This window comes from Streptomyces ambofaciens ATCC 23877, from assembly GCF_001267885.1.
GTDB classification, from domain to species: domain Bacteria; phylum Actinomycetota; class Actinomycetes; order Streptomycetales; family Streptomycetaceae; genus Streptomyces; species Streptomyces ambofaciens.
In genome coordinates, this window is record NZ_CP012382.1 from 5,788,993 (window position 1) to 5,802,451 (window position 13,459).

The 13,459-nt window shown below is 69.3% G+C and carries 12 protein-coding genes; 9 read left to right on the plus strand and 3 right to left on the minus strand.

The window, feature by feature from the left end; translation table 11 throughout:
- Positions 1-163: 163 nt before the first annotated feature.
- Positions 164-1,702, plus strand: a complete 1,539-nt coding sequence (locus SAM23877_RS25825; protein ID WP_053137938.1) for an outer membrane protein assembly factor BamB family protein — start codon at positions 164-166, stop codon at positions 1,700-1,702.
- A 22-nt stretch (positions 1,703-1,724) separates the two neighbouring features.
- On the opposite strand, the gene SAM23877_RS25830 is transcribed toward SAM23877_RS25825, so the two are convergent.
- Entirely contained in the window at positions 1,725-2,021 is a 297-nt protein-coding gene (locus SAM23877_RS25830) for a DUF397 domain-containing protein (protein WP_053137941.1), read from the minus strand.
- Between the two features lie 512 nt (positions 2,022-2,533).
- On the opposite strand from SAM23877_RS25830, the gene rpsO reads away from it, so the two are divergent.
- From rpsO to SAM23877_RS25855, 5 genes are all read left to right on the plus strand, one after another.
- The gene (gene rpsO, locus SAM23877_RS25835; protein WP_006130415.1) at positions 2,534-2,821 is read left to right on the plus strand and encodes a 30S ribosomal protein S15; all 288 of its coding nucleotides are present in this window, start codon (positions 2,534-2,536) and stop codon (positions 2,819-2,821) included.
- A gap of 343 nt (positions 2,822-3,164) precedes the next feature.
- The gene (locus SAM23877_RS25840) at positions 3,165-5,384 is read left to right on the plus strand and encodes a polyribonucleotide nucleotidyltransferase (protein ID WP_053137945.1); all 2,220 of its coding nucleotides are present in this window, start codon (positions 3,165-3,167) and stop codon (positions 5,382-5,384) included.
- On the plus strand, positions 5,381-6,760 hold the full coding sequence (locus SAM23877_RS25845; RefSeq protein ID WP_053137947.1) for a M16 family metallopeptidase: 1,380 nt from the start codon (positions 5,381-5,383) through the stop codon (positions 6,758-6,760). Before SAM23877_RS25840 ends, SAM23877_RS25845 begins: the two co-directional genes overlap by 4 nt.
- A gap of 25 nt (positions 6,761-6,785) precedes the next feature.
- Entirely contained in the window at positions 6,786-7,538 is a 753-nt protein-coding gene (dapB, locus tag SAM23877_RS25850) for a 4-hydroxy-tetrahydrodipicolinate reductase (protein ID WP_053137950.1), read from the plus strand.
- 13 nt (positions 7,539-7,551) lie between these two features.
- Positions 7,552-8,007: a tetratricopeptide repeat protein gene (locus SAM23877_RS25855; protein WP_053137954.1), complete on the plus strand. Its 456-nt coding sequence runs from the start codon at positions 7,552-7,554 to the stop codon at positions 8,005-8,007.
- A gap of 161 nt (positions 8,008-8,168) precedes the next feature.
- Here the strand turns inward: SAM23877_RS25855 and SAM23877_RS25860 are convergent, their stop codons facing one another.
- Together SAM23877_RS25860 and SAM23877_RS25865 are read right to left on the minus strand one after the other, a co-directional pair.
- Positions 8,169-8,723, minus strand: a complete 555-nt coding sequence (locus SAM23877_RS25860) for a hypothetical protein (protein ID WP_053137957.1) — start codon at positions 8,721-8,723, stop codon at positions 8,169-8,171.
- Positions 8,724-8,862: 139 nt separating this feature from the next.
- Positions 8,863-9,102 (minus strand): hypothetical protein, encoded by a 240-nt coding sequence (locus tag SAM23877_RS25865; protein ID WP_053137960.1) that lies wholly within the window; start codon positions 9,100-9,102, stop codon positions 8,863-8,865.
- Positions 9,103-9,277: 175 nt separating this feature from the next.
- On the opposite strand from SAM23877_RS25865, the gene thyX reads away from it, so the two are divergent.
- The 3 genes from thyX to SAM23877_RS25880 all read left to right on the plus strand — a co-directional run bounded on the left by thyX (position 9,278) and on the right by SAM23877_RS25880 (position 12,987).
- Positions 9,278-10,018, plus strand: coding sequence for an FAD-dependent thymidylate synthase (gene thyX, locus SAM23877_RS25870; RefSeq protein WP_053137963.1), 741 nt, complete (start codon positions 9,278-9,280; stop codon positions 10,016-10,018).
- Positions 10,019-10,250: 232 nt separating this feature from the next.
- Positions 10,251-11,150: a 4-hydroxy-tetrahydrodipicolinate synthase gene (gene dapA / locus SAM23877_RS25875; protein ID WP_053137966.1), complete on the plus strand. Its 900-nt coding sequence runs from the start codon at positions 10,251-10,253 to the stop codon at positions 11,148-11,150.
- 151 nt (positions 11,151-11,301) lie between these two features.
- Entirely contained in the window at positions 11,302-12,987 is a 1,686-nt protein-coding gene (locus SAM23877_RS25880; protein ID WP_053137969.1) for a ribonuclease J, read from the plus strand.
- The last annotated feature ends 472 nt before the right edge of the window (positions 12,988-13,459 follow it).

Consider the following 13,459-nt stretch of genomic DNA (forward strand, 5'->3'; position numbering starts at 1 on the left):
CGACATCCATGACAAGTCGGACAGAAACTCCGTGTGGGCGGTGGGGGTTGGTACCCGTACACCCCGCTCGCGCTCGCGAGTGATCAAGGCACCGGCATAGTAGGAGCGCGCCTCCCGTCATCCCATCGCGGGAATCCCCCAGGAACAGGAAGAGGACTCACGCGTGAGCTTCGGCCCACCCCCCTCCATGCCCCAGCCCTCGCCGCCCGCGGAGACTCGCGAGCGGAAACGCGGCCGGAAGACGCTGACGGGCCTGCTCGCGGTCGTCGTCGCCGCGGCATTGGCCTCCGGAGGTTGGCTCCTGTGGGGCGGCAGCGGGGAGGACGCGTCGTCGGACAAGGCGCGGGCCGCCGACGGGCGGGGCCCCCTCGATGTCCGGGAGACGGTCGAGAAGCAACCCGCCGGCACCGTGGGGGAGATGGCCTTCCGCTTCTCGGTGGACGACATGGCCCCCGGGGAGCACGTGGAGATGCCGGGGATGTGGGCCACGGACCGCATCCTCGCCAAGGGCGTCAACAAGACCCTCGTCGGCATGCGGATCGGTACCGACGCCGCGCCCGGTGACGAGGAGTGGAGGCTCGGGCTGGACGGCCCGATCTGCGGCTACACGCGCCATGTGACCGGCGACCACCGGACCGCCGTCCTCTTCCGGGCGAACGACCAGGAGGAGGACGCGTATTGCAACCAGGTCGCCTTCGTCGACCTGGACGACGGCCGCCTGGTCTGGGAGGACCGGTTCCCCTACTCCGTGGCCGGTCCCGGCCCGGGTCTCGCCACCGGCCGCAGCAGCCAGGACCGGCCGAGCGTGACGCTGACGCACGACACGGTCGCGGTGACCTGGGGCGGCGGCACCATCGGGTACGACATGGAGAAGGGCGAGAGCCGGTGGGCCACGAAGGCCACCGCCCCCTGCCAGGACATGGGAGCGGCCGGCGGACGCGCCCTCCTGGTCCGCCAGCAGTGCTGGAGCACCGACGAGAGCGTGCCGGACGAATCCTGGCAGCACGTCACCTACAAGGTGCGCAAAGTGGACCCGGTCACGGGCCGGTCCCTGTGGACGTACGCGGCCGCGAAGGGCATTCGAGATCTGAGCGTGCCGTCCACCGAGCCGGCGGTGCTCGCCATCGCCGGTGGTGACACCGAGATCACCGACCTGCTGTCCCTCGACGACAAGGGACGTAACCGAGCCACGGTCAGTCTCCGCAATGGGGCGTACGTCGCCGACTGCGCATACACCGACTACCTGGTGATCGACGACTGCCCGACCATCGCCGTCGGAGCGGACCAGGTGTTCATCCGCAGCAAGGACCAGATGGAGAAGCAGGTCTCCAACTGGATCATCGGCTTCGACCTGGCGACGGGGAACACCACGAAGAAGTTCGACTCCGGCCCCGGCTCCCTGCTCCAACCGTTGCGCATGAGCGGGGACCAGCTTCTCGCCCTGCGCCTGAGCAACGACCACATCGCGCCGAACGCGCTGGTCGGCCTTGATCCCGAGACGGACAGGGAGACGCCGTACTTCTACTTCGGCCTGCCGAGCGAGGGAGAACCGCTGACGCTGACGAACGAGAACGACATCGTCGTCCAGGACGGACGTCTCTTCTTCGGCGCCAGATCCGCGAACGGTCCGTCCGACGAGCGGAAGAAGCAGTGGACCTACCTGGTCCTGGGCATCGGAAGCGGCACGGCGGCAGGACCGTGACGATCCCTCTCGCCCCGATGCCTCATTCCTTACCGGCGGCTCCGTCCCGCGTCGTCGGCTCCAGATCGAACTCCCCGTCCCGAGCGCCGAGCACGAACGCGGTCCACTCGGCTTCCGTGTACCGCAGCACGGTGCCCGGGTCGAGCGACGACCTCATGGCCACGGCGCCCGCCGGAAGGTAGGCGATCTCGACCCGCTCCTCGTGCTCCTCGGTGCCGGGCGCGCTGTGCCATTCGACGCCGGAGATGTCGAGGGAGTAGAGCTCGTCCCTCTCCCGCTCCTTGCGTGCCCGGAGTTCCTTGTCCTCGGCGTCGGCCATCGCGGCTCGGTCCTTCCTGCTGTGCCAACGAGCTGTGCGGCCACCTTACTTGCCGTAGTTCTCCCTGATCAGCGGTTTGCCGATGTACGTGACCGGCAGGGGTGACAGGGGGCCCGCGAAGGCGAGCCGGTGAGTCCGCCGGGGGTGTCGGCACAGAGGAGCCGGCCGAGCGACGCAGGCCGCCGGAGCCGAGCCGGAGCCCGGAGCGGTTCCCCGAAACCGTCCGGGCCAGCGCCCGGCCCCGCGCCCGGCCCCGCCCGGCCCCGCGCCCGCCCCGCCCAGCCCCGCGACCGGCCCCCCCCGGGGGGCTCGCGTCCAGCCCTCCCGGGTCCGCGTCCAGCCCCGTCCGCCCAGGCTGGTACGCTGTGTGACGGCCGTTTGTGTACGCGCCCCCGGAGCCTGGAGCCCTGGAGGTCGCGCCCAGCGGATCCCCGCCTTCCGAGTCACGGAAGATTCCCCGAGAAGTAGACCGGGGGCACTCGGTGGGCACTCACAGACCAAGAGGAGTACGCGTGTCGCTCGACGCCGCAGTGAAGAAGCAGATCATCTCCGAGTTCGGTACCAAGGAGGGCGACACCGGCTCCCCCGAGGTCCAGGTCGCTCTGCTGTCCCGTCGGATCTCCGACCTGACCGAGCACCTCAAGACCCACAAGCACGACCACCACTCCCGTCGTGGTCTGCTGATCCTGGTCGGTCAGCGCCGCCGGCTGCTGCAGTACCTCGCCAAGAAGGACATCCAGCGCTTCCGTGCGCTGGTCGAGCGCCTCGGCATCCGTCGCGGTGCGGCGGGCGCCAAGTAGGACGTCGTGAAGGGAGCGGTTCCCATCGTTCGGGGGCCGCTCCCTTTGCTGTACGTGCGCAGTGTCGCCACCGCTTTGTAGTGTGGTAGCAGAACAACAAGACGCACGACCGCACGACGCACGACAAGAACGACACGCACGACAAGAACGAACGCAGGACACGGACGACACGAGGAGAAGCGCGCCTCGCCGCCGCCGGTCCTCGGTAGTGGCCCCCGGGGGCAGAACCCCGGGTGCTTCGATCGAAGACCGGCCCGCACAGGACGCAGCGCTTCTCCACCCCCGTCCCCCCGCCACACGGGCGTGGAGGGACAAAAGACGACAAGCAATGGAGAAAACGCTAGTGGAGAACGAGACCCACTACGCCGAGGCCGTCATCGACAACGGCGCCTTCGGTACCCGCACCATCCGCTTCGAGACGGGCCGCCTGGCCCGCCAGGCCGCCGGTTCGGCCGTGGCCTACCTGGACGACGACACCATGGTGCTGTCGGCCACCAGCGCCTCGAAGAACCCCAAGGACCAGCTCGACTTCTTCCCCCTCACGGTGGACGTCGAGGAGCGGATGTACTCCGCCGGCAAGATCCCCGGCAGCTTCTTCCGCCGGGAGGGCCGGCCCTCCGAGGACGCGGTCCTCACCTGCCGCCTGATCGACCGCCCGCTGCGCCCGTCCTTCAAGAAGGGCCTGCGCAACGAGATCCAGGTCGTCGCGACGATCATGGCCCTCAACCCCGACCACCTGTACGACGTCGTGGCGATCAACGCCGCCTCCGCGTCCACGCAGCTGGCCGGTCTGCCCTTCTCCGGCCCGGTCGGCGGCGTCCGCGTCGCGCTGATCCGCGGCCAGTGGGTGGCCTTCCCGACGCACACCGAGCTCGAGGACGCCGTCTTCGACATGGTCGTCGCGGGCCGCGTCCTGGAGGACGGCGACGTCGCGATCATGATGGTCGAGGCCGAGGCCACCGAGAAGACCATCAAGCTCGTCGAGGGCGGCGCCGAGGCGCCCACCGAGGAGGTCGTCGCCGCCGGTCTGGACGCCGCGAAGCCCTTCATCAAGGTGCTGTGCCGCGCGCAGGCCGACCTCGCCGCCAAGGCCGCGAAGCCGACCGGCGAGTTCCCGATCTTCCTGGACTACCAGGACGACGTCCTCGAGGCGCTGACCGCCGCCGTCAAGCCCGAGCTCGCCCAGGCGCTCACCATCGCCGGCAAGCAGGAGCGCGAGGCCGAGCTGGACCGCGTCAAGGCGCTCGCCGCCGAGAAGCTCCTGCCGGAGTTCGAGGGCCGCGAGAAGGAGATCTCCGCCGCGTACCGCTCGCTGACCAAGTCCCTGGTCCGTGAGCGCGTCATCAAGGAGAAGAAGCGCATCGACGGCCGCGGTGTCACCGACATCCGCACCCTGGCCGCCGAGGTCGAGGCCATCCCGCGCGTGCACGGCTCCGCCCTGTTCGAGCGTGGCGAGACCCAGATCCTGGGCGTCACCACCCTCAACATGCTCCGTATGGAGCAGCAGCTGGACACGCTGTCGCCGGTGACGCGCAAGCGCTACATGCACAACTACAACTTCCCGCCGTACTCCGTCGGCGAGACCGGCCGCGTCGGCTCCCCGAAGCGCCGCGAGATCGGCCACGGCGCCCTCGCCGAGCGCGCCATCGTGCCGGTGCTGCCGACGCGCGAGGAGTTCCCCTACGCGATCCGCCAGGTGTCCGAGGCCCTCGGCTCCAACGGCTCGACCTCCATGGGCTCGGTCTGCGCCTCCACCATGTCGCTGCTGAACGCCGGTGTGCCGCTGAAGGCCCCCGTCGCCGGTATCGCCATGGGCCTGATCTCCCAGGAGATCAACGGCGAGACGCACTACGTCGCCCTCACCGACATCCTCGGTGCGGAGGACGCCTTCGGCGACATGGACTTCAAGGTCGCCGGCACCAAGGAGTTCGTGACCGCCCTCCAGCTGGACACCAAGCTGGACGGCATCCCGGCCTCCGTCCTGGCCGCCGCCCTCAAGCAGGCCCGTGACGCCCGCCTCCACATCCTCGACGTGATGATGGAAGCGATCGACACGCCGGACGAGATGTCCCCCAACGCGCCGCGGATCATCACCGTGAAGATCCCCGTCGACAAGATCGGTGAGGTCATCGGCCCCAAGGGCAAGATGATCAACCAGATCCAGGAGGACACGGGCGCCGACATCACGATCGAGGACGACGGCACGATCTACATCGGTGCCGCCCAGGGCTCGCAGGCCGAGGCCGCCCGCGCCACGATCAACGGCATCGCCAACCCGACCATGCCCGAGGTCGGCGAGCGCTACCTGGGCACGGTCGTCAAGACGACCACCTTCGGCGCGTTCGTCTCCCTGCTGCCCGGCAAGGACGGACTGCTGCACATCTCGCAGATCCGCAAGCTCGCCGGCGGCAAGCGCGTGGAGAACGTCGAGGACGTGCTCGGCGTGGGTGCCAAGGTCCAGGTCGAGATCGCCGAGATCGACTCCCGCGGCAAGCTCTCCCTGATCCCCGTGATCGAGGGCGAAGCAGGCGACGACGACACGAAGGACGACGCCGACCAGTGACGTCCCGTAGCGCCAAGGCGACGGCCCGCACCTCCTCGGAGGCGCGGGCCGTCGCCCGTACCCAAACCCTGATCAAGGGCGAGCACGGCATCGGCACGGTCCGCAAGACCACCCTCCCGGGCGGACTGCGCATCGTCACCGAGACCCTCCCCTCGGTCCGCTCGGCGACCTTCGGCATCTGGGCGCACGTCGGCTCCCGCGACGAGACCCCGGCTCTGAACGGCGCCACCCACTACCTGGAGCACCTGCTCTTCAAGGGAACGGGCAAGCGCAGCGCCCTCGACATCTCCTCCGCCCTCGACGCGGTCGGCGGCGAGATGAACGCGTTCACGGCGAAGGAGTACACGTGCTACTACGCCCGTGTGCTCGACACCGACCTGCCGCTCGCCATCGACGTGGTCTGCGACATGCTGACCGGCTCGCTCATCCGCGAGGAGGACGTCGACGTCGAGCGCGGCGCGATCCTCGAGGAGATCGCGATGACCGAGGACGACCCCGGCGACTGCGTGCACGACCTGTTCGCGCACACCATGTTCGGCGACAACGCGCTGGGCCGCCCCGTCCTCGGCACCGTCGACACGGTCAACGCCCTCACCGCCGACCGCATCCGCCGCTTCTACAAGAAGCACTACGACCCCACCCACCTGGTGGTCGCCGCGGCCGGCAACGTCGACCACAACAAGGTCGTACGCCAGGTCCGCGCCGCCTTCGAGAAGGCCGGCGCCTTCCGCGACCCGGTGGCCGAACCCATCGCCCCGCGTGACGGGCGGCGCACGATCCGTGCCGCGGGCCGGGTGGAGCTGATCGGACGCAGGACCGAGCAGGCCCACGTCATCCTCGGCATGCCGGGGCTGGCCCGTACCGACGAGCGCCGCTGGGCGCTGGGCGTACTGAACACCGCCCTCGGCGGCGGCATGTCGTCCCGCCTCTTCCAGGAGGTGCGGGAGAAGCGCGGCCTCGCCTACAGCGTGTACTCGTACACCTCCGGCTTCGCCGACTGCGGCCTCTTCGGCGTGTACGCGGGCTGCAGGCCCTCCCAGGTGCACGACGTGCTGAAGATCTGCCGCGACGAGCTCGACCACGTCGCCGAGCACGGCCTCACCGACGACGAGATCGGCCGCGCCGTCGGCCAGCTCCAGGGCTCCACGGTCCTCGGCCTGGAGGACACCGGCGCACTGATGAACCGTATCGGCAAGAGCGAACTGTGCTGGGGCGAGCAGATGTCCGTCGACGACATGCTGGCCCGGATAGCCTCGGTCACGCCGGACGACGTCCGCGCGGTCGCCCGCGACGTCCTGGGCAGGCGACCCTCGCTGTCGGTCATCGGCCCGCTGAAGGACAAGCAGGCGTCCCGGCTGCACGACGTCGTCGCCTGACACTCCCGGTAAGGAAGCGAACAACATGAGCAAGCTGCGCGTGGCCGTCCTCGGTGCCAAGGGCCGGATCGGCGCCGAGGCGGTACGGGCGGTCGAGGCCGCCGAGGACATGGAGCTGGTGGCCGCCCTGGGCCGCGGCGACAGCCTGGACACGCTGGCCGAGTCCGGCGCCCAGGTCGCCGTCGAGCTGACCACCCCGGCCTCGGTGATGGACAACCTCGACTACTGCGTACGCCACGGCATCCACGCCGTCGTCGGTACGACGGGCTGGACCGACGAACGCCTCGCACAGCTGACGGGCTGGCTGGACGGCTCCCCGCAGACCGGCGTGCTCATCGCGCCCAACTTCTCCATCGGCGCCGTACTCACCATGAAGTTCGCGCAGATCGCCGCCCCGTACTTCGAGTCCGTGGAGGTCGTCGAGCTGCACCACCCGAACAAGGTGGACGCCCCCAGCGGTACCGCCACCCGCACCGCCCAGCTGATCGCCCAGGCCCGGCAGAAGGCAGGCTCCGCTCCGGCGCCCGACGCCACTGCCACCGCCCTGGACGGCGCCCGCGGCGCGGACGTCGACGGGGTCCCGGTCCACGCGATCCGCCTGCGCGGGCTGCTGGCCCACCAGGAGGTCCTGCTCGGCGGTGAGGGCGAGACCCTCACCGTCCGGCACGACTCCCTGCACCACAGCAGCTTCATGCCGGGCATCCTGCTGGGCGCCCGCCGGGTCGTCACCACCCCGGGCCTCACCTTCGGCCTGGAACACTTCCTGGACCTGAACTGAGCCCCTGACCCTCATGCGCGCGAAAATCTCCTACGCCGTCACGGCCGCCGTCCTGGTCTTCTACTTCGCCCTGGTCGGCAGCCGCGGCGTGATGCTGATCGGCACCGGCACCGTCCTCACCGTGACCTTCGGGGTCGCGGTGCTGATCCTGCCGGTGATCGGCCTGTGGTTCCTCTGGAAGAACACCCAGTTCGTCCGCCGGGCCAACGCCCTCGCCGCGGAACTCGACGCCGAGGGCGGACTGCCCGTCGACGAGCTGAAGCGCACGCCCAGCGGGCGGGTCGACCGGGACTCCGCCGACGCGGTCTTCGCCCTGCGCAAGGCCGAGACGGAGGACGCCCCGGGCGACTGGCGGAGCTGGTTCCGCCTGGCCGTCGCCTACCACGACGCCCGCGACACCCCCCGCGCCCGCAAGGCGATGCAGCGGGCGATCGCCCTGCACGACGGCAAGCACGTCGAGGCGGCCTGAACGCCAACGAACGGCTCCCGAACGCACCCAACGGCTCCCGACGGACCCAACGGTTCCCGAACGGACCGAACGGACCGAACGGACCGAACAACTCCTCAACGACCGAGACGCCGGGGCCCGGACCGCACTGCGGTCCGGGCCCCGGCGTCCGTCACGGGCGCTCAGTCCTGCCGGTACTCCGCGGCCCACGCCTCCACGGCGTCGGCCGCCCGGTCGAAGGCCTCGTCACGGGCGAGGAAGTCGGCGCTGTGCGTGGTCAGCAGCGGCGGCAGGGTCTCTCCGGACCGACCCTGCCGGACGAGGAGCAGCGCCTGCCCCTGCACGGTGCGCGGCAGCCCGAGCCAGCGCACCGGCTGCTGCACCGTGCGCACGCTGGAGACCTGCTGCCAGGCCACCGTGCGCGTGCTGAGGAAGCTCACCTGCCGCACTCCCTGCGCGCTCACCCACGCCCCCACCCGCAACAGACGCAGGGCGCAGGCGATCACGACGACCGCGATGCCGAAGACCGCACCGGCGGAGGACAACGGAGCCGTCGCCGCGATGATGACCCCCGCGAACAGCACGAACGAGGCGAGCAGCAGCATCAGCGCCGCCGCCCCCACCCGCCACGGCCCCGGCCGGTAGGGCCGGCGCCAGAGGTCGCGGTCGTCGTGGGGCAGCGCGACGTCGTCGGCGGTGTCGAAGCCGCGGTCGGCCGTCAGGAAGGGCAGGGGCACGGCTGGTCCTCACTCGTTCCATGGCATGTGCTGTGCCCGGTGAGGCTACCGACCTGTGTCACCGGTCACCACCCTCGGGGCCCGGATGGAGTCAGGAGGACCGGCCCGAGGCGCGTCTGAGGACCGGCCCGAGGCCCGTCTAACGGCTCTCGGAGGCCTGTGACGGCTGCTTGTGGTCGGACGGCTGGTCGGCCGACAGGGCGGGCATCCCGATCACCAGGGATCCCACGATCCCGGCGACCAGGGTGAGGCCGAGCAGCCAGCGCCCGGCCAACTGGCCGAAGGACGCCCGCTCCCGGGGCGGGGGTGTGACATTGCTGCGGAACCTGTCGGCTTCGGCGACGAAGGCGAACGGCACGGGTTCACGCCGGCGGATCATGGAGGCTGTGTCTCCCTTCTGGGAATGAATGCATCGCTGTTACTCATACAGACGAACGAACGCCCCCGCGGGTGCCCTGTTTCACCGACTTCATCGTGGCACGGCACCGATCGCCCCATTCGGCGGGCCGTAGAGTGGCCCTCGCAAAGCGACCAGATGGGAAGGCCCTGCACCCGTGACCGACACCCCCGCCGACGATTTCAAGATCGACCTTCGCAGCGACGTCACCGTGGAACTCGTGAAGAGCGCCGCGACCGACTCGGACGTGCTGTTCGCCGCCCGTGTCTCGACCGCCGGGGAGCAGTCCCTCGACGAGCTGAAGAAGGACCCGGAGCGCTCCAAGGGCCTGATCAACTACCTCATGCGGGACCGGCACGGCAGCCCGTTCGAGCACAACTCGATGACCTTCTTCATCAGCGCCCCGATCTTCGTCTTCCGCGAGTTCATGCGGCACCGCGTCGGCTGGTCGTACAACGAGGAGTCGGGCCGCTACCGGGAGCTCCAGCCGGTCTTCTACGTGCCGGACACCTCCCGCAAGCTGGTCCAGCAGGGCCGGCCGGGCAAGTACGTCTTCGTCGAGGGCACCGCCGAGCAGCACGGACTGGTGAGCCGGGCGATGGAGGACTCCTACCGCCAGGCCTACGGGACGTACCAGGAGATGCTCGCCGCCGGCGTGGCCCGCGAGGTGGCCCGCGCGGTGCTCCCGGTCGGCCTCTACTCGTCGATGTACGCCACCTGCAACGCACGCTCGCTGATGCACTTCCTCGGCCTGCGCACCCAGCACGAACTGGCGAAGGTCCCGTCCTTCCCGCAGCGCGAGATCGAGATGGTCGGCGAGAAGATGGAGGAGGAGTGGGCCCGGCTCATGCCCCTCACCCACGCGGCCTTCAACGCCAACGGTCGCGTGGCTCCGTAGCTCCCCGACGGACCTCGCCGACGGTCGCCCGGCGGACCGCCAGGCACAGATGTACGCATCAGCCACCCGAAGTGTCCGTATTGCGGCGTTCTGAGAAGTTCATCTAGCCTGATCAAAGGGACCCGGCACTGCTTGAACCCCCGAGCAGGCAGTGCCGGGCTCCACCTCCCTCCCGACCTGCCGCCTCCCCCGAGGGCAGACCCCGCCCTGAGCAACGAGTAGCGTGTAACCCATGGCTCCGACCTCCACTCCGCAGACCCCCTTCGGGCGGGTCCTCACCGCCATGGTCACGCCTCTCAAGGCGGACGGCGCACTCGACCTCGACGGCGCGCAGCGGCTCGCCGCCCATCTGGTGGACGCAGGCAACGACGGCCTGATCGTCAACGGCACCACCGGCGAGTCCCCCACCACCAGCGACGCGGAGAAAGCGGACCTCGTACGAGCCGTCCTGGAGGCCGTCGGCGACCGGGCACACGTCGTCGCCGGAGCCGGCACCAACAACACCCAGCACAGCATCGAGCTCGCCCGCGCCGCCGAGCGCGCCGGCGCACACGGCCTCCTGCTCGTCACGCCGTACTACAACAAGCCCCCGCAGGAGGGCCTGTACCTGCACTTCACGGCCATCGCGGACGCCACCGGCCTGCCGGTCATGCTCTACGACATCCCCGGCCGCAGCGGTGTCCCGATCAACACGGAGACGCTGGTCCGCCTCGCGGAGCACCCGCGGATCGTCGCCAACAAGGACGCCAAGGGCGACCTCGGCCGCGCCAGCTGGGCCATCGCGCGCTCCCGCCTCGCCTGGTACTCCGGCGACGACATGCTGAACCTGCCACTGCTCTCCGTGGGCGCGGTCGGTTTCGTCTCGGTCGTCGGCCATGTCGTCACGCCCGAACTGCGCGCCATGGTGGACGCGCACGTCGCGGGTGACGTACAGAAGGCACTGGAGATCCACCAGAAGCTGCTCCCGGTCTTCACCGGCATGTTCCGCACCCAGGGCGTCATGACCACCAAGGCCGCGCTCGCCCTCCAAGGACTGCCCGCCGGACCGCTGCGCGCGCCGATGGTCGGGCTCACACCCGAGGAAACCGACCAGCTCAAGATCGATCTTGCCGCCGGCGGGGTACAGCTCTGACAACAGACTTGGCACCACCGCACGACCGGACTTCACAACTGAATACGCGGGCCACCGGTGCCCGCACCCCACCACGACAACTGCTTCTGCACGAACGTCACGCGCGCCACGTGCCCACCGGTACGTGGCGCGTGTGGTTGAGGAGAGTCTTTTGAGTCATCCGCATCCTGAACTGGGCCGGCCCCCGGCGCTCCCCAAGGGTGGCCTGCGGGTCACACCCCTCGGCGGCCTCGGCGAGATCGGCCGCAACATGACGGTCTTCGAGTACGGCGGCCGTCTGCTGATCGTCGACTGCGGGGTGCTCTTCCCCGAGGAGGAGCAGCCCGGGATCGACCTGATCCTGCCGGACTTCTCGTCCATCCGGGACCGCCTCGACGACATCGAGGGCATCGTCCTCACCCACGGCCACGAGGACCACATCGGCGGTGTCCCCTACCTCCTCCGCGAGAAGCCGGACATCCCGCTGATCGGCTCCAAGCTGACCCTCGCGCTCATCGAGGCCAAGCTCCAGGAGCACCGGATCCGCCCCTACACCCTCGAGGTGGCCGAGGGGCACCGCGAGCGCGTCGGCCCCTTCGACTGCGAGTTCGTCGCGGTCAACCACTCCATCCCGGACGCGCTGGCCGTCGCCATCCGCACCCCCGCGGGCATGGTGGTCCACACCGGCGACTTCAAGATGGACCAGCTCCCGCTGGACAACCGCCTCACGGACCTGCACGCCTTCGCGCGTCTGAGCGAGGAGGGGATCGACCTCCTCCTCTCCGACTCGACCAACGCCGAGGTCCCGGGCTTCGTCCCGCCCGAGCGGGACATCTCCAACGTCCTGCGCCAGGTCTTCGCCGGTGCCCGCAAGCGGATCATCGTGGCGAGCTTCGCGAGTCACGTGCACCGCATCCAGCAGATCCTGGACGCGGCGCACGAGTACGGCCGCCGGGTCGCCTTCGTCGGGCGTTCGATGGTCCGCAACATGGGCATCGCCCGGGACCTCGGCTACCTGAAGGTCCCGCCGGGCCTGGTGGTCGACGTCAAGACGCTCGACGACCTGCCGGACAGCGAAGTGGTCCTGGTCTGCACGGGCTCCCAGGGCGAGCCGATGGCCGCCCTGTCCCGGATGGCCAACCGCGACCACCAGATCCGCATCGTCGACGGTGACACGGTCATCCTGGCGTCGTCGCTCATCCCCGGCAACGAGAACGCGGTCTACCGCGTGATCAACGGCCTGACCCGCTGGGGCGCGCACGTCGTCCACAAGGGCAACGCCAAGGTCCACGTCTCGGGCCACGCCTCGGCCGGCGAGCTGCTCTACTTCTACAACATCTGCCGGCCCAGAAACCTGATGCCGGTCCACGGCGAGTGGCGCCACCTGCGCGCCAACGCCGAGCTGGGCGCCCTGACCGGTGTCCCGCACGACCGCATCGTCATCGCCGAGGACGGCGTCGTCGTCGACCTGATCGAAGGCAAGGCGAAGATCGCCGGCAAGGTCCAGGCGGGGTACGTGTACGTCGACGGCCTCTCCGTCGGCGACGTGGGCGAACCGGCACTCAAGGACCGCAAGATCCTCGGTGACGAGGGCATCATCTCCGTCTTCGTGGTCATCGACTCGTCCACCGGCAAGATCACCGGTGGCCCGCACGTCCAGGCCCGGGGCTCGGGCATCGAGGACTCGGCCTTCGCCGCGGTGCTCCCGAAGGTCACGGAAGTACTGGAACGCTCGGCACAGGACGGCGTCGTCGAGCCGCACCAGCTCCAGCAGCTGGTGCGCAGGACCCTCGGCAAGTGGGTCTCGGACACCTACCGACGCCGGCCGATGATCCTCCCTGTCGTCGTGGAGGTCTGACGGCCCGTCGGGTCTCCGACAGCGTCAACCTGGAGCGGGGCGCCTCGATTTGCATCGAGGCGCCCCGCTCCAGTACGTTTACATCTCCGCTCGGACGGGCACCCGAACACTTCGTGGTTCGGAGTCGGCCCCGGAGGGTGGAAATTCCGACTCAGAACTTCTGATAAAGTCAGAACCGCCGGAAAGGGAAACGCGAAAGCGAGAACCTGGAAAGCACCGAGGAAATCGGATCGGAAAGATCTGATAGAGTCGGAAACGCAAGACCGAAGGGAAGCGCCCGGAGGAAAGCCTGAGAGAGTCTCTCGGGTGAGTACAAAGGAAGCGTCCGTTCCTTGAGAACTCAACAGCGTGCCAAAAGTCAACGCCAGATATGTTGATACCCCGACCTGATCGGATCTCCGATCGGGTTGAGGTTCCTTTGAAAAAATACAGCGAGGACGCTGTGAACGGTCGGATTATTCCTCCGACTGTT